General features: G+C 55.5%; 17 protein-coding genes. 4 read left to right on the top strand and 13 right to left on the bottom strand.

Annotated features, from left to right (window positions below):
- Positions 1–40: 40 nt before the first annotated feature.
- Positions 41–1,273: a peptidase T gene (gene pepT, locus AC3EMD_RS16850; protein WP_016160629.1), complete on the top strand. Its 1,233-nt coding sequence runs from the start codon at positions 41–43 to the stop codon at positions 1,271–1,273.
- Between the two features lie 509 nt (positions 1,274–1,782).
- On the opposite strand, the gene AC3EMD_RS16845 is transcribed toward pepT, so the two are convergent.
- The 3 genes from AC3EMD_RS16845 to phoP form a co-directional block, all read right to left on the bottom strand.
- Positions 1,783–2,904, bottom strand: coding sequence for a ribosomal protein uL16 3-hydroxylase (locus AC3EMD_RS16845; RefSeq protein ID WP_012542214.1), 1,122 nt, complete (start codon positions 2,902–2,904; stop codon positions 1,783–1,785).
- An 85-nt stretch (positions 2,905–2,989) separates the two neighbouring features.
- Positions 2,990–4,456, bottom strand: a complete 1,467-nt coding sequence (gene phoQ, locus AC3EMD_RS16840) for a two-component system sensor histidine kinase PhoQ (RefSeq protein ID WP_022065903.1) — start codon at positions 4,454–4,456, stop codon at positions 2,990–2,992.
- The gene (phoP, locus tag AC3EMD_RS16835) at positions 4,456–5,127 is read right to left on the bottom strand and encodes a two-component system response regulator PhoP (protein WP_004150807.1); all 672 of its coding nucleotides are present in this window, start codon (positions 5,125–5,127) and stop codon (positions 4,456–4,458) included. Before phoP ends, phoQ begins: the two co-directional genes overlap by 1 nt.
- Before the next feature lie 283 nt (positions 5,128–5,410).
- Here phoP and AC3EMD_RS16830 point away from each other — a divergent pair, with 283 nt between their 5' ends.
- Both AC3EMD_RS16830 and AC3EMD_RS16825 read left to right on the top strand, forming a co-directional pair.
- Positions 5,411–6,217, top strand: coding sequence for an AraC family transcriptional regulator (locus AC3EMD_RS16830; protein ID WP_008806026.1), 807 nt, complete (start codon positions 5,411–5,413; stop codon positions 6,215–6,217).
- An 83-nt stretch (positions 6,218–6,300) separates the two neighbouring features.
- Positions 6,301–6,663: a cupin domain-containing protein gene (locus AC3EMD_RS16825; RefSeq protein ID WP_012542212.1), complete on the top strand. Its 363-nt coding sequence runs from the start codon at positions 6,301–6,303 to the stop codon at positions 6,661–6,663.
- Positions 6,664–6,717: 54 nt separating this feature from the next.
- Here AC3EMD_RS16825 and purB read toward each other — a convergent pair whose 3' ends face one another.
- From purB to rluE, 5 genes are read right to left on the bottom strand one after another with little or no spacing between them, the layout of a single operon-like run.
- Complete coding sequence (gene purB, locus AC3EMD_RS16820) at positions 6,718–8,088, bottom strand: adenylosuccinate lyase (protein WP_012968556.1); 1,371 nt, start codon at positions 8,086–8,088, stop codon at positions 6,718–6,720.
- A 3-nt stretch (positions 8,089–8,091) separates the two neighbouring features.
- A complete protein-coding gene (gene hflD, locus AC3EMD_RS16815) occupies positions 8,092–8,733 on the bottom strand; it encodes a high frequency lysogenization protein HflD (protein WP_302073604.1) in 642 nt (213 codons plus the stop codon).
- Between the two features lie 54 nt (positions 8,734–8,787).
- Entirely contained in the window at positions 8,788–9,894 is a 1,107-nt protein-coding gene (gene mnmA, locus AC3EMD_RS16810) for a tRNA 2-thiouridine(34) synthase MnmA (RefSeq protein ID WP_302073603.1), read from the bottom strand.
- 56 nt (positions 9,895–9,950) lie between these two features.
- Positions 9,951–10,409, bottom strand: coding sequence for an NUDIX hydrolase (locus AC3EMD_RS16805; protein WP_008806030.1), 459 nt, complete (start codon positions 10,407–10,409; stop codon positions 9,951–9,953).
- Positions 10,410–10,425: 16 nt separating this feature from the next.
- Positions 10,426–11,076: a 23S rRNA pseudouridine(2457) synthase RluE gene (gene rluE / locus AC3EMD_RS16800; RefSeq protein ID WP_023339894.1), complete on the bottom strand. Its 651-nt coding sequence runs from the start codon at positions 11,074–11,076 to the stop codon at positions 10,426–10,428.
- Between the two features lie 240 nt (positions 11,077–11,316).
- On the opposite strand from rluE, the gene icd reads away from it, so the two are divergent.
- Positions 11,317–12,567, top strand: coding sequence for an NADP-dependent isocitrate dehydrogenase (gene icd / locus AC3EMD_RS16795; protein ID WP_008806032.1), 1,251 nt, complete (start codon positions 11,317–11,319; stop codon positions 12,565–12,567).
- Between the two features lie 117 nt (positions 12,568–12,684).
- Here icd and AC3EMD_RS16790 read toward each other — a convergent pair whose 3' ends face one another.
- The 5 genes from AC3EMD_RS16790 to AC3EMD_RS16770 form a co-directional block, all read right to left on the bottom strand.
- Positions 12,685–13,812 (bottom strand): site-specific integrase, encoded by a 1,128-nt coding sequence (locus AC3EMD_RS16790; RefSeq protein ID WP_014228877.1) that lies wholly within the window; start codon positions 13,810–13,812, stop codon positions 12,685–12,687.
- Positions 13,793–14,038, bottom strand: coding sequence for an excisionase (locus AC3EMD_RS16785; RefSeq protein WP_012542206.1), 246 nt, complete (start codon positions 14,036–14,038; stop codon positions 13,793–13,795). The genes AC3EMD_RS16790 and AC3EMD_RS16785 overlap by 20 nt, the downstream gene beginning before the upstream one ends.
- A gap of 52 nt (positions 14,039–14,090) precedes the next feature.
- Positions 14,091–16,229 carry a 3'-5' exonuclease gene (locus AC3EMD_RS16780; RefSeq protein ID WP_070550329.1) on the bottom strand — a complete coding sequence of 713 codons (2,139 nt, stop codon included), beginning with the start codon at positions 16,227–16,229 and terminating at the stop codon, positions 14,091–14,093.
- 141 nt (positions 16,230–16,370) lie between these two features.
- Positions 16,371–16,715, bottom strand: a complete 345-nt coding sequence (locus AC3EMD_RS16775) for an Rrf2 family transcriptional regulator (RefSeq protein WP_021462580.1) — start codon at positions 16,713–16,715, stop codon at positions 16,371–16,373.
- A 42-nt stretch (positions 16,716–16,757) separates the two neighbouring features.
- Entirely contained in the window at positions 16,758–16,952 is a 195-nt protein-coding gene (locus AC3EMD_RS16770) for a DUF1482 family protein (RefSeq protein WP_021462581.1), read from the bottom strand.
- Positions 16,953–17,347: the final 395 nt, after the last annotated feature.

Here is a 17,347-nt window from a genome sequence, read left to right as displayed (position 1 = left end):
GCTTATGAATAATGTTGTCACAAAAGAAGAGGGTGGCTACATGGATAAATTGCTTGAGCGTTTTTTGCAGTACGTTTCTTTGGACACGCAGTCGAAGCCTGGCGTTCGTCAGGTCCCCAGCACGGAAGGGCAGTGGAAGCTGTTACGCCTGTTGCAGGCGCAGCTGGAAGAAATGGGACTGATCAAGGTAACGCTGAGTGAAAAAGGGACGGTAATGGGAACCCTGCCCGCCAACGTGGAGGGCGATATCCCGGCCATCGGCTTTATCTCTCACGTCGATACTTCCCCGGATTTCAGCGGTAAAAACGTTAATCCGCAGATTGTCGAAAACTATCGCGGCGGCGATATCGCGCTGGGTATCGGCGATGAGGTGCTCTCCCCGGTGATGTTCCCGGTTCTGCATCAGCTTTTGGGGCAGACGCTGATCACCACCGACGGGAAAACGCTGCTGGGGGCGGACGACAAGGCCGGCATCGCCGAGATCATGACCGCGCTGGCGACCCTGCAGGCGAAAAACATCCCTCATGGCGATATCCGCGTGGCCTTCACCCCCGATGAAGAGGTCGGAAAAGGGGCGAAGCATTTCGATGTCGAGGCCTTTGATGCCCGCTGGGCCTATACCGTCGACGGCGGTGGCGTGGGGGAACTGGAGTTTGAAAACTTCAACGCCGCCTCGGTGACCATTAAGATTGTCGGCAATAACGTGCATCCCGGCACCGCAAAAGGGGTGATGGTCAACGCGCTGTCGCTGGCTGCGCGCATTCATGCCGAAGTGCCGGCCGACGAGGCGCCGGAGACCACCGAAGGTTATGAAGGCTTTTATCACCTCACCAGCATCAAAGGCAGCGTGGATCGGGCCGAGATGCACTACATCATCCGCGATTTTGACCGCAAGCACTTTGAGGCGCGTAAACGCAAGATGATGGAGATCGCCAAAAAGGTCGGCAAGGGGCTGCACCCGGACTGCTATATCGAGCTGGTGATCGAGGATAGTTATTACAACATGCATGAGCAGGTGATCGCCCATCCGCACGTGGTCGATATTGCCCGCCAGGCGATGGTGGACTGCGATATTGAACCGCAGATGAAGCCGATCCGCGGCGGCACCGACGGCGCGCAGCTCTCGTTTATGGGACTGCCGTGCCCGAACCTGTTTACCGGCGGCTACAACTATCACGGCAAACATGAGTTTGTCACCCTGGAAGGGATGGAGAAGGCGGTGCAGGTGATCGTGCGTATCGCCGAGCTGACGGCAACACGAAAAGGGAAATAGCCTTCGCAACCAGGCCGCTCATTCTGCTTGTCGCACAAGATGCCGGATGGCGGCTAACGCCTTATCCGGCTTACGACTCGTGCGATCTGATGCTAATTTACCCACTTGCGCGACTGAAACTGCCGGTGTTGGCGGCCTCAAAATCGCTGAGACGTTCCCGGAAGGCAGGGGCAGCCCGCATGGATGCGGGCTGAGGGCCGTGTTTTGCACGGACGCTGCCTCGGCCCGACCCGAAGCCTGCAGGGATAAGTCGAAGGCACCACGAAGTGGCGATTTTGCTGGCCGGAGCCCGGGGGTACAGGGGGCGGCGGCGACTGGCCGCCCCCTGTGCGCTCCCTACTTCATGAGTAACATAACGCAGAATACATATTGGGAGCGCAATCTGCTCGGAAATAACACAGAACAAACGTTTTTCCCGGGTCGAAACCGTTGCAAACCGATACAGGAGCTACGGAAATCGTGCTGTTTGTAGGCCCGGCAAGCGCAGCGCCGCCGGGCAGGATGATGGCTCAGTCGCCAAAGAACCAGTAGCCGCTGTTGACCAGCGCTGCCAGCATGGCGAGGAATGACGGATCTTCCAGCGCATCGCCAAAATGGTCGGCGCGCAGCGTCAGATGGGTGGCTAAGGCGTCCAGCGCCGGGCGGTGCGGGGAGTTGATCTTCTCGCCATTGACGAACACCTCGCCGTCAATGCGCAGCACCCGCAGGCCACCCAGGCGTTCCAGGGTATCGCCCTGCTGCAGGGCATCGTAAATCTCATCTGGCTGATACGGCGGCTCCGGCGGTGCGACGTCGAGTTCATGACGTGACTGGGTGATAAACTCGCCAAACCACTGCTTAAAGTGCTCCGGTTGGTTAATCAGACCCAGCATCATCTCGCGCAGGCGGTCGAGTTCGACGGGTAAAATATCCGCCGGATGGTCGCGCGACGGCACGTCCGGATCGGCGTAGCGCTGGCTGCCCAGTTCGCGCTGGAGAACGTAGTCGGCAAAGCCGCTGAACAGCTCGCGGGCATTCGGCGCGCGATAGCCGACCGAATAGTTGAGCGAATTTTCCAGCGAGTACCCCTCATGCGGGAATCCTGGCGGAATATAGAGAATATCGCCCGGCTCCATCTCTTCATCGATGATCGCCTCGAAGGGGTCAACCTGCAGCAGGTCCGGATGCGGGCAGTGCTGTTTCATCGGCACCTTTTCCCCGACGCGCCAGCGCCGACGGCCGGTGCCCTGAATGATAAACACATCATACTGATCCAGATGCGGACCGACGCCGCCCCCGGGTACAGAGAAGGAGATCATCAGATCGTCGATACGCCAGTCCGGCAGAGCGCGGAACGGATGCATCAGCGCCGCTGAGGGTTCATGCCAGTGGTTAACCGCCTGCACCAGCAGGGACCAGTTGTTTTCACTCAGGTGATCGTAGCTTTCGAAGGGACCGTGACTGACCTGCCATTTTCCATCCTGATGGCTGACAAGGCGGCTATCGACCTCGCTCTCCATGGCCAGTCCAGCCAGTTCGTCCGGGCTTAGGGGGTCGATAAAATTGGCGAAGCCGCGCTTCAGTACCACCGGCCGTTTTTGCCAGTAGCGTTCGATAAAGTCGGGCCAGTTAAGTGTTAATTGATAATCCATATTGATATTCCACTGCAGGTGTCTGACAGGGATTATAACGGATGCGGCGCCCCGGCGATGCAGGCGCCGTTAAAAAACTCAATGATTAACCCTGTTTATCTTCCATCAGCTGGCGGCCAAACACCACCTCCATGCAGGCGCCGCCGAGCAGGCTTTCGCTGGCGATAATCTCCCCGTCATATTGTTCGACGATTTCGCGGGCGACGGAGAGCCCCACGCCCTGGCCGGGACGCAGCGTATCTGCCCGCTGGCCGCGGTCGAAGACGGCGCGGCGCTGGCTCTGCGGGATCCCCGGGCCATCGTCTTCCACCAGAATATGCAGATGGCTGTCGGTGGTCTGGCGCACGGAAACCTCCACGAACTCCAGACAGTACTTACAGGCGTTATCGAGAACGTTACCCATCACTTCCATAAAATCATTCTGCTCGCCGACAAAAGTGATCTCCGGCGAGATGTCGAGCGAGATATTGACCCCTTTACGCTGATAGACCTTGTTGAGGGCGGAGGTCAGGCTGTCGAGCAGGGGGGCGATCGGGTGCAGTTCCCGGCTCAGCAGGGTACCGCCGCTGCGCATGCTGGCGCGATGCAGATAGTAACCAATCTGCTGCGAGATGCGGCTTATCTGCTCCAGCATCACCGGCTCCGCCTCGTCGACGCTAATCTTCTCGCCGCGCAGCGAGCGCAGGGTGCTCTGCATCACCGCCAGCGGCGTTTTCAGGCTGTGGGTGAGATCGGTGAGGGTGGTGCGGTATTTGTCATAGCGTTCACGCTCGCTGCGAACCAGGCGGTTAAGGTTGCTGACCAGCCGGGTCAGCTCGCGGGTGGTGTTGGGATTGAGCTTTTCGCGGTGGTGCTCCTCCAGCTCACGTACCTCTTTCGCCAGCGACTCGATAGGCCGCAGGCTCCACCATGCGGCGACCCACAGCAGGGGGATCACCAGCAGCAGGTTGGCGGCCAGCACGTAGATAAACCAGCTCCACACCATATAGCTGCGCTTGAGCTCCACCGGAATGGTATCGACCACCACAATGCTGAGCTGGGGCATTTTGCTGGTGGCCGGATAGAGGTTGATCGCCACCGAGTGGGTCATCTCCGAATCGTCGCCCTGCTCGCGGATGGCGTCCAGCTGTTCCTGAATCTCGTGGTTGTTGCGCAGCAGCATGCTGCTGCTGTCGACATCGGCTTCGATCTCATGGAAACCATTGCGCTTCAGCCATTCCGGTTGAATGCGTTTCGCCAGCCAGGGGACATCGCGCTGTGCCCATAGCAGTTTACCCTTCTCATCGTAGATAAGGGTCACCGTCGGGCTTTCCATATTCAGGTTTTCCGGGATATCGACGTCAATAGCGCCGTTCTCCCATTTCGCCAGCATATAAAAGAGATTGCTCTCGCCGCGCAGCAGGCGGAAGGTGGTTTTATCAAAGCTGACGCTGTAGCCCACCAGCGCCACCATGCCATAGGCCAGGGAGAGCACCAGTACGACCCCGGCGGTCGCCAGCAGGAAGCGAACCCGTAATGACAGGGGGAAGATATGCCGCAACAGTCCCTTCATCAGCGCAGTTCGAACAGATACCCCTGGCCGCGCACCGTGGTGATGACGTCCTGCGGGTATTCAGCCTGAATTTTCTTGCGCAGCCGGCCCATCAGTACGTCGATGGTATGGCTCTCACGCAGTTCGGCATCCGGGTAAAGCTGGAGCATCAGGGAATCTTTGCTGACCACTTTGCCGCGGTTGCGGATCAGGGTTTCCATAATGGTGTACTCAAAGGCCGTCAGCTTGATCGGCTGATCGTTGACTGACAGCTCGCGCCGGGAGAGGTCGACCTGGAACGGCGGCAGGGAGATCACCTGCGAGGCCAGGCCGCTGTTGCGGCGCAGCAGCGCCTGCATGCGGGCGGCAACCTCTTCAATATGGAAAGGCTTGGTGACGTAATCATCCGCCCCGGCGCTCAGCACTTCCACTTTATCCTGCCATCCTTCGCGGGCGGTCAGCACCAGCACCGGCAGCGACACATCGTGGCTGCGCCAGCGGCGGATCAGCGATAGTCCGTCTTCATCCGGCAGGCCGAGGTCGACGATGGCGATATCCGGGAGATGTTCGCCCAGATAGTAGTCCGCTTCCCTGGCATCTTCCGCCGCATCGACCTGATGGCCCAGCTCCTGCAGCTGAACTTTGAGGTGGTGACGCAGCAGGGCGTTATCCTCAACCACGAGTACGCGCATGACTGTTCTCCCTTCCTGTGTTGATAGTAATCTGACGCTCATTATATACGCAAAATATAAACAGCTGTTAAATAAAGCTTTTTATACCAACGGCGCATAACACCGCCAGGCAGGCCAGCCTTCGGCGATGCCCTTTGCGCATAGTGCATGGAACTCCTTCATTCTATGCGTAATTTCAGCAAACGCCCAGCGGCAGAGCGCGGGCAGTGCGCGGGTTGGTGATGTTAATTTTTTGTGTAATAGTGCTGGGATCACCTCTCAATGACGCCGCAGGTTATCCATTATGTCTCAGCAGAAAAGTGCGGACTGGGTCAGGCTGGCGCAGTCGCCCAGTCAGACGGAACGCATCGAAGCCTTCTTCGGCGGCCACGGCTACGAGCCGCACCGGCATGATACCTATGCTATCGGCCAGACGATCGCCGGCGTGCAGAGCTTTCACTATCGCGGCGGACTCCAGCACAGCCTGCCCGGCGGGACGATGGTGCTTCACCCGGACGAAATACACGACGGCGAGGCGGGCACCGAGGCGGGGTTTCACTACCGCATGGTCTATATCGAACCGGCGCTGATCCAGAAGATACTCGGCGGCAGGCCATTGCCGTTTATCCCCGGCGGCCTGTCGGCGGATCCGCGCCTGCGTTGCGCCGCGCAGCCGTTGTTAAAAGCGGTCACGGACACCTTCGAGCCGCTGGAGGAAGAGGATGCTCTGTACGACCTGGCGCAGACCCTGGCTGTGGTCGGCGGCCAACGTTCCCGTCGACAGGCGTTTGATTATCAGGCGGCGGAGAGGGCCCGGGAGTATATCCATGCCTGTTTTATGCAGGATATGACCCTCGACACCTTATCGCAGGTCAGCGGCCGGGACCGCTGGAGCCTGAGCCGGGATTTCAGAACGCTGTACGGCACCAGCCCGTGGCGTTACGTCATGATGCGCCGGCTTGATTTTTGCCGCCAGCGGATGCGCGCCGGGGAACGTCTGGTGGATATTGCCGCCGACGCGGGGTTTGCCGATCAGAGCCACATGACGCGCCAGTTTATCAGCCGCTTTGGTCTCTCTCCGGGCCGCTGGCTGCGGGCGATCCGCGGCTAGCGCGGTGCAGGTTGCACAATCGTTCAAGCGTGACCGCGGCGAGGCGAACTATGCTGACTGCCTTTATCACAAGGAGACAGCCCATGTATCAACTCGTTAATCTTGCTCAGAAATTTTCCCTGTTCAGCGAACAATGGCAGCCCAAAGTGGTGGCTGAGATGAACGACTATCAGTTCAAGATCGTGCGCATCGCCGGCGATTTTATCTGGCACAGCCACCCGGAAACCGATGAGACACTGATGGTGGTGGAGGGGGTATTACGCGTGGACTTCCGCGACGGACATGTGCTGGTGAAGGCCGGGGAGATGATCGTCGTGCCGCGCGGGGTGGAACATAAGACCTCGGCGGAGACGGAAGCGAAGCTCATGCTGATTGAGCCGCGTGGCGTGCTGAATACCGGCCATGAGGGCGGCGAGCGGACGGCGGTGAACGACGTCTGGATCTGATGGCTTTCCGACGACAAAACGCCCCTCTTTCCGCCGGAAAGAGGGGCAGGGCGATTACTTCAGCTCGTCAACCATGGTGGTTGCCCGACCAATATAGTTGGCCGGGGTCATCGCTTTGAGGCGCACTTTTTCGTCTTCCGGCAGGGCGAGGCTGTCAATAAACTGCTTCATCCCTTCCGCGTCAACGCGTTTGCCGCGGGTCAGCTCTTTCAGCTTCTCGTACGGTTTTTCGATACCGTAACGGCGCATCACGGTCTGGATCGGCTCGGCCAGTACTTCCCAGTTGTGATCCAGTTCGTCCAGCAGGCGATCCTGGTTCAGCTCCAGCTTGCTGATCCCTTTGAGGGTGGACTGATAGGCGATCAGCGCATAGCCGATGCCCACGCCGAGGTTACGCAGGACGGTGGAGTCGGTCAGGTCGCGCTGCCAGCGGGAAACCGGCAGTTTGCTGGCCAGGTGCTGCATGACCGCATTGGCCAGGCCGAGGTTGCCTTCGGAGTTTTCGAAGTCGATCGGGTTCACCTTGTGCGGCATGGTGGAGGAGCCGATCTCTCCGGCGATGGTCTTCTGTTTGAAGTGGTTGAGCGCGATGTAGCCCCACACATCGCGATCGAAATCGATCAGAATGGTGTTGAAGCGCGCGATGCAGTCAAACAGCTCAGCGATATAGTCATGCGGCTCGATCTGGGTGGTGTACGGGTTCCACTGAATGCCCAGCGAGGTGACGAACTCTTCGCTGAACTGATGCCAGTCGACTTCCGGGTAGGCCGCGATGTGGGCGTTGTAGTTACCCACCGCGCCGTTGATTTTACCGAGGATTTCCACCTGGTTCAGCTGACGGTACTGGCGCTCCATACGGTAGGCGACGTTCGCCATCTCTTTACCCATGGTGGACGGCGTTGCCGGCTGACCGTGGGTACGGGAGAGCAGCGGCACATCGCGGTACTGGGTTGCCAGATCTTTTACCGCGTCAATCAGCTTGCGCCAGTAAGGCAGAACCACTTCGTCGCGGGCGGTTTTCAGCATCAGCGCGTGGGAGAGGTTATTGATGTCTTCAGACGTACAGGCGAAGTGAATAAACTCTGATACCGCGTGCAGCTCGGCGACGTCAGCGACTTTCTCTTTCAGAAAATACTCTACCGCTTTCACGTCGTGGTTAGTGGTGCGCTCGATGGTTTTGATGCGCTCCGCGTCTTCGACGCTGAAATCGGCGACGATTTTGTCAAGGAAACCGTTTGCGTCGGCAGCAAAAGCAGGAACTTCCTTGATCGCTGCGTGGGCGGCCAGTTTTTGCAGCCAACGTACTTCCACCTGAACGCGGAATTTCAGCAAACCGAATTCGCTGAAGATACCGCGCAGCGCGCTGACTTTATCGCCGTAGCGGCCGTCTACAGGGGAAACGGCGGTCAGTGAGGATAATTCCATAGATCACAACTCCGGGGTTAAATGAGCAAGAATTTGCTTTGCCTGGTTAACCAGACGATTACGGGAAAACATAAGCTGCAGACGTCCGCCGCCCATCTGATGCCAGAGCACCGCGGCGCGAATACCCGCCAGCAGCGCTGAACGAACTTTCGCCTGCACCTGCGGGCTTTGCAGCACGGCAGGCGAACCGGTCACCTGAATACGCGGCCCCAGCGGGCTTATCACGTCAACATAGATGCCTGCCATGGCGCTGAGCAGCGTTTCGGACTGCAGGTCAAAGTGTTCCAGTTGACGGTGCAGGCCGGCGATGCGGTTGCCGAGCGTATCCATCGCCCCTTTACTGGCAGCGAGCTTGCGCTCCAGCACCATCAGGCTCAGGGTATAGCGCGTCAGTTCAGCATTGAGGCCCTGACGGCTGCTGGTATTGAGCACCCCGAGCAGCGTTTCAAGGCCGAGGCGAAGATTGGCTTCACTGCCACCGAACACCGCCAGCGTCGACTCGGGATCGAGGTCGATGATGCTGTTCAGCGACACATGCAGGGCATCGCTGTCGCAATGTCCCTGATGCGCCAGTTGCTGAACCAGTCGTGCCGCCTGGCAAACGCCAGCCAGCGCCAGCGTGATGTCATAGTAATTCTTCGCCACACATACTCCTTGTCAGCCGTCGGGGAGGTTCGTCCCGACGGAAATAACGCGCGTTCAGGACTGCAGAGGCAGTCGTTGTTCAATAATTCCGCCGCCGAGGCACACTTCACCCAGATAGAACACCGCGGACTGGCCCGGGGTGACCGCCGCGACCGGCTCATCGAAGCGAACTTCGATACGGTCTTCATCCAGCGCGGTGACGGTGCAGGGGATATCGGTCTGGCGATAGCGGGTTTTCACCGTGCAGCGCAGGGTGCCCTGCAGCGGTTCACGGTCAACCCAGTGCAGCTGTTGGGCAATCAGGCCGACGGACATCAGGCGCGGGTGGTCATGGCCCTGGGCGACGATAAGAATATTATTCTCAACGTCTTTATCCACCACGTACCACGGATCTTCGCTACCCTCTTTGGTGCCGCCGATGCCCAGCCCTTTACGCTGGCCCAGCGTATGGTACATCAGCCCCTGATGGGTACCGATCTCCTCGTCGTCGACGGTGAGAATTTTGCCCGGCTGCGCCGGCAGATAGCGGCCAAGGAAATCGCGGAATTTACGTTCGCCGATAAAGCAGATGCCGGTGGAATCTTTTTTCTTCGCGGTGATCAGATCCAGCTCTTCGGCGATCTTACGCACCTGCGGTTTTTCCAGCTCACCCACCGGGAACAAGCTCTGGGCAATCTGCTCGTGGCTAAGGGTATAGAGGAAGTAGCTCTGATCTTTGTTACCGTCGAGGCCGCGCAGCAGCTGGCTTTTGCCGTCGACATCGGCGCGGCGCACATAGTGCCCGGTGGCGATGTAGTCGGCGCCGAGGTCTTCGGCGGCAAACTCGAGGAAGGCTTTAAACTTGATCTCTTTATTGCACAGAATATCCGGGTTCGGCGTGCGGCCAGCTTTGTACTCTTCCAGGAAGAGCTCAAAGACGTTATCCCAATATTCGGCGGCAAAGTTAACGGTGTGCAGTTCAATGCCCAGCTTATCGCAGACCGCTTGCGCATCGGCAAGATCGGCGGCGGCGGTGCAGTATTCCTCGCCGTCGTCTTCCTCCCAGTTCTTCATGAACAGGCCCTCCACCTTATACCCTTGCTGCAGCAACAGGTACGCGGAGACCGAGGAGTCGACGCCGCCGGACATGCCGACGATCACTTTTTTCTGGCTTTCTGACATGGAAATACTCGCTACATTGAACTTCGAGGCGGCGTATTCTAGCACGCGCTCACCGTTCATTCACCCCCTGTGAACGGCCAGTTAAATGCGCCAATCAGCGACAGCGGCTGGCGCGGGTCCTGCAGATAGCAGCGAATGCTTTCGGCAACCAGCGGCGAGCGCAGATTCGGCGCGTTAAGAATTTCCTCAGCACTGAGCCACAGGCAGCGATCGATATCGCTGTCATGCGGTTCGGTGGCGCACAGATCGCTAAGTTCGATGGCGAACAGGAAGCGCAGAAACGGGGTGTTATCGGGAGCGACCCACTGGTGCATGCGAATGAAGTGCTGCGGCGTGGCGCGAATGCCGGTCTCTTCCCACAGTTCGCGTTCGGCGGCCTGCAGCAGCGTCTCATTGGCCTCCAGGTGGCCCGCCGGTTGGTTCCACAGCGCTTTGCCGTTAATGGTCTCTTCGACGATGAGGAATTTATCCTCGGCGTGAACCACGCAGGCAACGGTGACATGAGGTTTAAACATCGCTTTTCCTTTCTAGTTATTCGGCTTTACGCCATTCGCCGTTGGCCAGCCCGTCAAGCGTATAGCCGCCCATGGCGTAGCGGATCAGACGCAGGGTGGGGAAGCCGACGTGGGCGGTCATCCGGCGCACCTGGCGGTTACGTCCCTCGTAAAGGGTGATTTTCAGCCAGCGGGTGGGGATCGATTTGCGCTCGCGAATAGGCGGGTTGCGCGGCCACAGCCACGCGGGCTCCTCCACCACTTCCACGCCTGCAGGCAGGGTGGGGCCATCGTTGAGCGTGACGCCGTCGCGTAGCGCGGCCAGCGCCTCGGCGGTGGGTTCGCCTTCCACCTGGACGTAGTAAATCTTGCCGGTGCGTTTACCCGGCTGGGTTAGCTTCGCCTGCAGCGCGCCATCGTTGGTCAGCACCAGCAGCCCTTCGCTGTCGCGGTCAAGACGACCGGCGGCGTAGACGCCCGCCACGGGGATAAAATCTTTCAGCGTGCTGCGCCCGGCTTCGTCGGTAAATTGCGGCAACACATCATAGGGTTTATTGAACAAGATCACAGTTTTTGGCTGGCGTTCTTTACGTTGTCTGGTGACTTGTTGTGTGCTGAATCGCTCAACGCGATGTTTTCTAAATGAAGTTTTCTGCATGGTATTTTCAGGCTCTATCAATTGCCGCATTATAGCCTAATTACGAATGCCTTTCATGGACGCAAACATTCAGGTAGTATTGACATGCTCATTACAAATTATTAACAAAAAATTGCTCAAACCGATTCGCACTACAGGCAGGAAGGCGACACGGACGCGATAGCTCCGCTTAGCGGGAAAACCCGGTACGCTGGAGCTGGCCGACTCAGCCAACACCAGGCTCGCGTGAAGAGGGAAGAGCAGAACCAGAAGCGCTCGAAGGAGAGGTTAATGGAAAGCAAAGTAGTAGTTCCGGCGGAAGGTCAAAAAATCACCCTGCAAAACGGCAAACTGAACGTCCCTCACAATCCGATTATCCCGTTCATTGAAGGCGACGGTATCGGCGTTGACGTTACCCCAGCGATGCTGAAAGTGGTTGATGCCGCCGTTGAGAAAGCCTATAAGGGCGAGCGTAAAATTTCCTGGATGGAAGTTTACACCGGTGAAAAATCGACCCAAGTCTATGGCCAGGATGTCTGGCTGCCAGCTGAAACCCTCGATCTGATTCGTGACTACCGCGTTGCTATCAAAGGTCCTCTGACCACCCCAGTCGGCGGCGGCATCCGTTCTCTGAACGTGGCGCTGCGCCAGGAGCTGGACCTCTACGTCTGCCTGCGTCCGGTACGTTACTACCAGGGCACCCCGAGCCCGGTTAAGCACCCTGAACTGACCGATATGGTTATCTTCCGTGAAAACTCAGAAGATATCTATGCCGGTATCGAGTGGAAAGCCGACTCTGCTGAAGCAGACAAAGTCATCAAATTCCTGCGCGATGAGATGGGCGTGAAGAAAATTCGCTTCCCGGAACATTGCGGCATCGGCATCAAGCCGTGCTCTGAAGAAGGCACCAAACGCCTGGTTCGCGCCGCGATTGAATACGCGATCACCAACGATCGTGATTCCCTCACCCTGGTGCACAAAGGCAACATCATGAAGTTCACCGAAGGCGCGTTCAAAGACTGGGGCTACCAGCTGGCTCGCGAAGAGTTCGGCGGCGAGCTGATCGACGGCGGCCCGTGGGTGAAAATCAAGAACCCGAACACCGGTAAAGAGATCGTGGTGAAAGACGTGATCGCCGATGCGTTCCTGCAGCAGATCCTGCTGCGTCCGGCGGAATACGACGTTATCGCCTGTATGAACCTGAACGGCGACTACATCTCTGACGCGCTGGCGGCACAGGTTGGCGGTATCGGTATCGCCCCGGGCGCCAACATCGGTGACGAGTGCGCGCTGTTCGAAGCGACTCACGGTACTGCGCCGAAGTATGCCGGCCAGGACAAAGTAAACCCGGGCTCCATCATCCTGTCCGCAGAGATGATGCTGCGCCACATGCAGTGGTTCGAAGCCGCAGACCTGATCGTCAAAGGCATGGAAGGTGCTATCGCCGCCAAGACCGTGACCTATGACTTTGAACGTCTGATGGAAGGCGCTAAACTGCTGAAATGTTCAGAGTTTGGCGACGCGATTATCGCGAACATGTAATCTGGCCCCCAGATTATGTCAGAACGGGAACCTGGTGGTTCCCGTTTTTATTATTAGTTTTCGAACGGTTATCAAAATTTTATCAAAACAAGTTATCAAAACCCCTCCCGAAAAACCTCATAAGGCCACCGTTGTCCACCCCTTCCCACGATCATCATGGTACCTATCCGTTTGTTGTTGAGTTTTATGTCCAAGTAAATCTTTCGTGTTTATACCTTGGGCTTTATATAACCGCTCGGAAAGCGATCTTTGTTCATGGAAAGTTGCCGGTGTACCTTGTCCCCAGTCAATATCTGCACTGTCTCTTGCCTTGCTGAAATTCATGGTCAGTGTTCTGGGTTTCACCTGTGCTCCTCGCTCAGCCTGTGAGGTGGTTCTAAAGAAATGAACCAAATAAGGGCTTACTGCATAATCCCGGCAACGACTGATTACATCTCGGAGGCTCCAGTTGATTGCGTTGCAACGCAGAGCTAATGGTATAGCGATTTTGCTTCCGGTTTTCTCTTGCTCAACGTGTAGATGATCGTCCCAGATGTCCGAGAATTTCATACGGGATATATCACCTAGTCGCTGTCCTGTTACTATGGCTAAAAGCATGGCGTTCCCCATGTATTTGTGATTTTCATCGGCTATATCAAAAATCTTTTGCCATTCCTCAAGAGTGAGGCGCTGGCGAGTGATCTTTCTACGAGGTTGTTTAGTTGCTAGTGCAGGGTTATAACCAGGAGGTACTTCTCCCGCATGCTGAGCTTCTTTAAAAACATCTATTAGGACAGAGCGAATGACCTGAGCCATTCTGGGTTGTCCCTCCGCTAAATATTCATCAAGAATTTGCGCAACATCTCGAACATTGACAGCGGATATTAATTTCATTCCTACCCGTTCCTTAAGCAGAGATACTGGTTTTGCTTTTTGTTTGATAGTGTTTTCTTTAATATCTCCGGACTTCAATCTTTCCTGCTGAATCTTCCAGTAACGTTCAAGCCAGGTGTTAGTTGATATTGATTTTCCTGAGCTGGTGGAAATTCTGTCAGTGATTGCCATTATCTGGCGGGTTTGTTGTTCCGCCAGTCTTTTATTTGCTTCAATAGCTATTGCCGTGGCCTCTGCTTCGTCTGTTCCTAGACTATGAAACTTACCAGTTATCGGGTGCTTATAACGCCAATATACTTTATTAACCTTTCTGCTGAAGAGCGGGTATAAATTTGGAATAGATATATTATTTTTACGTGGTCTGGCAGCCATCGTTCAAAATCCTCTGCAAAAGAACAGGGTCGCTTTTCTTTACTACAGGAGTGGTCAATGTACCGACCAACTCAGCATCCTCCCTGACGCGCCAGAATCGACCTTCTTTTTTGGCTGGGGGAGAAAACATATTCTGTTTAGCATAATTCCTGAGAGTGGAAACACTTGGAGGATTGCTTCTGTATTTCTCGTTTGCCCACTCTTCAAGGGTTAACATCTGGAGCATATGTTTTACCTCATCATGGCCCATTGCTGGGCCAGTATCTGAAAATACAAAATCAGTTTTGCATCAATTTTTGCAGCACCTGATTGCCGGCAATTATTCGCTGCCAGATCGCTGATACATAGCGGGCCTGATGAATAGCATCAGCGAGGGCATTGTGACGAGACCCTTCAAACGGGATCGTTGTTTTGGGGTCGAAGCTAATGGCCTGGCCGAGCTCTACCATTGTTCGTACGTCCCGATCGTTCCAGTATTCCCACGGATAATCTTCAGCAATGCAATCGTAAGAAGAACGCAGAATAGAGTTGTCGAATGACGCACCGTTACCCCATACCTGCGCCTTTTTGCTCCCACCAGCGACATTATCAGAAACAAATTCTCTGAACTGGAGTAATGCATCCTGCAACGGGATAGCATCATCATTTACGATCGCAGAGCGTGCTTCGGAGGACTGCTTAAGCCACCAGATAACAGTAGATGGATCGATTACGGCGCCCCAGTTCACGGAGGATTCAAGGCATACGACTTTATAGAAACTTTCTCCAATAGAGCCGGTTGCCGGGTCAAAAACAACCGCACCAATAGCGACGATAGGGGCGTTATGTTTTTTACCCATGGTTTCCAGATCAACCATAACGTGAACATAATCAATTGGCTGATCTTCCTCCTTATTATGATGACCGGATTCAATATCTACAGAATCCGTTTGATGAACAACTTCATCTGTTTTTTCTTTTTGGTTAACCTTGCCCGTAACGTCAACAAGACCTTCAATGGAAAATACTCCGTCCCCAATTTTTGAAACTTCAGGCTGCCTGGTCTTGGTAAGGTCTTCGGTTACCCACTTCGGATCCGTAGGGTCGCTAACCCCTTCAACATATTCGCCGCGCTCGGCGGCCAGAACCTGATTAGCGTCCGGACGTTGCTTTTGAGCCTCTTTTACCAGTTCGGCACCAACTGCTTTAATGTCGGAGGAGAGTGTTTCCAGTTTTGCGCTGCTATCCTCTCCGGCGATTACTTGGTTTGTTGCATCCAGTGTGACTGCAGCAGATGGAATATGTCCCGCCTTGGTAAGCGTCTCAGCGCTCGGGGTATCATGCTTATGTTCAGTCAGATTCGCGTTGATGTAGCCACGCAACCGATCTGGAAAAGGAGTTATTCCACTGGATGCTTCCCTGATCAGTGCAAAAATCGCTGCACGGGAATAATCAAGGATGCCTGGTGTGCTCCGTAATGCTGCAGACCATTCTTTAAATGGACTTTCTTTCTTCTGTACTATTTCCTTCGCGCGGCGGTGGACTGATGCCGGAAAATTATAGATGTCAAAATCCATAGGCATCGTTGCAAGAGCGATCTCTATATCCAGAGTATCCAGCGAATGCTGATAATCCGGATTGCGGTCAGTTTTGTTACCGCCGCCAGCATTGGCGCCGGCATCGGTTTTGTTTATTGAGGTGATATAGTTTCCAGCAGCCCATTCCTTTGTAAGGATCCCGCGGTCAATGTGCGACGTTTCAAGCCACAATTTGGCGAACTGAATTTGCTTGCCGAGCTCATGGCGTTTCCCCACAGGAAATACGCTCTTAAATGCACTGGTAAATTTCCACAGGCCAGGCATATCATATTTTTTAAGATCCGGAATATTTTCTGCCGTCAGCAGCAGATTCTGCACACCGTGATTATCCGTATCCATTTCCATCGCTGAAAGGCGGTTACGATGAGGAATGCTAATGTGATACACGTGACGCTCGTCGGCCATATACTGGGCAAGCAGCTGCGTGCGGAATGACATTTCCGCCAGGTTGAAGAGTGCTTCTTCATTGTTCGAATAGTCCTCTTCATCGCTATTTGCAGGAGAGATATCGTTTTCTGGTTTACTGGAGGGCTGTGGTTCAGCAGCCGCTGGCGCAACGATTTTTTGCCATGTCAGCCCGTCTTCACCACCAAGCTCGTAGCGATCGCACCAGGTGTCATCCAGTACACCTTCTTCCGGTAAGTCATCAACGATGAGCCAGTTGGTGCGGATCGGCAGCTGATGGCTGGCGCCGCGGCCAACGTTAATTTCAGCGTCTTCCAGGATGTCCAGGATTTTGCGCTCGGCGCGAGAATCGGATTTAGCAGAGAACCAGCAGAAGAGACTTTTCGCTTCGTTTGCTTTTGCCTTCGCTTTAATGAGATACGGGTAGTTGTTCATTGCGTTTGGGCTCCTTTGGATTGTAAGATACCCGGCAGCTGATGGCAGCCGCCTTGGTGGTGGTCATTGGTCAAAACTCGATTCCGGAAAGCTTTGGTCGGCTGACCGGGTACTTAACCCGCCTTGCGCGGGTTTTGTGCTTTATGGGGCTGGCGAATCGGCCCGCAGCAGCTGTGATACGCGAACGTCGTCAAGCGCTCGCAGGATAGGCTCAAAAGTTTTATGGGCTGGCAGTTTAGATACCGCAGTGATCACTTCTGTAACGGTGATGTCATCGCCGCGGGGGCTATAACCACCACCTGGGCCACGCTGTGAAATTACCAGGTTACCCGCCCGCAGCTTTTTGAAGATCTGCTCAAGGTATGAAGTAGACAGCTTTGACTCTTTACTGATGGCCGTCAGTGAAACGGGCGAGCCGTCATAGAGCTTATTCAAAGTGGCGGCGGCCTGGACAGATGCCAGAACGCGTTTCATTCCAAATTCCATAATCACTTCTCCGGCCGTAACGGCCATTGGTAAAAACTCGATTCAAAAACTCGCTGCAGGCTGTTGGTCGTCAGCCATGTTTTGTGCATTTCGGTAGGGGAGGCACTGGCCCTGTACTTTTTGTTCATCGGCGTTGCTGTTGCAACTGGCCTCTGATGGATAAACACCGATCAGAACATCAGAGCATTCACCAGTGAGAGCACAAACGCTGATGACAAGGGCAAACAGGGTATTCATGCCTCAGCCTCAGGGTTTCCTTTCTGCGCCAGCAAGTAACACAGCTGGCGTAGTCTCACCTCGAACCAGTTCAGGCGGGTCGCCTGGTTCCCGGTAGGTACTCGGGCAAAATCCTTCATAGTTATCTCCAGTTAACTCAGTATTAGGATGTGGTTTTGCAATGCGGCGCCGGGTGCCTCCCGGTGACGGCAGCCAGTTAACAACTACCGCCGACAACTTTTTCCCCACAACGTGTGAATAACCGCCATGTTTACTTTTTTAACTGTGTCGCGTGCGCATAGCCGCATTCACCGCATTGCAAACCCTGATTTTTTATTTTCACTACTTCGACGCGCTTCGTCGGTGGTGTCGTGACGCTGATCTTCACGATTGAGCTTTTTCACCCTGCAATTCAC

This window comes from Klebsiella sp. PK18 (assembly GCF_057784655.1).
Note: the sequence above shows the minus strand (reverse complement) of the source record. Positions and strands in the feature narration are given on the sequence as shown.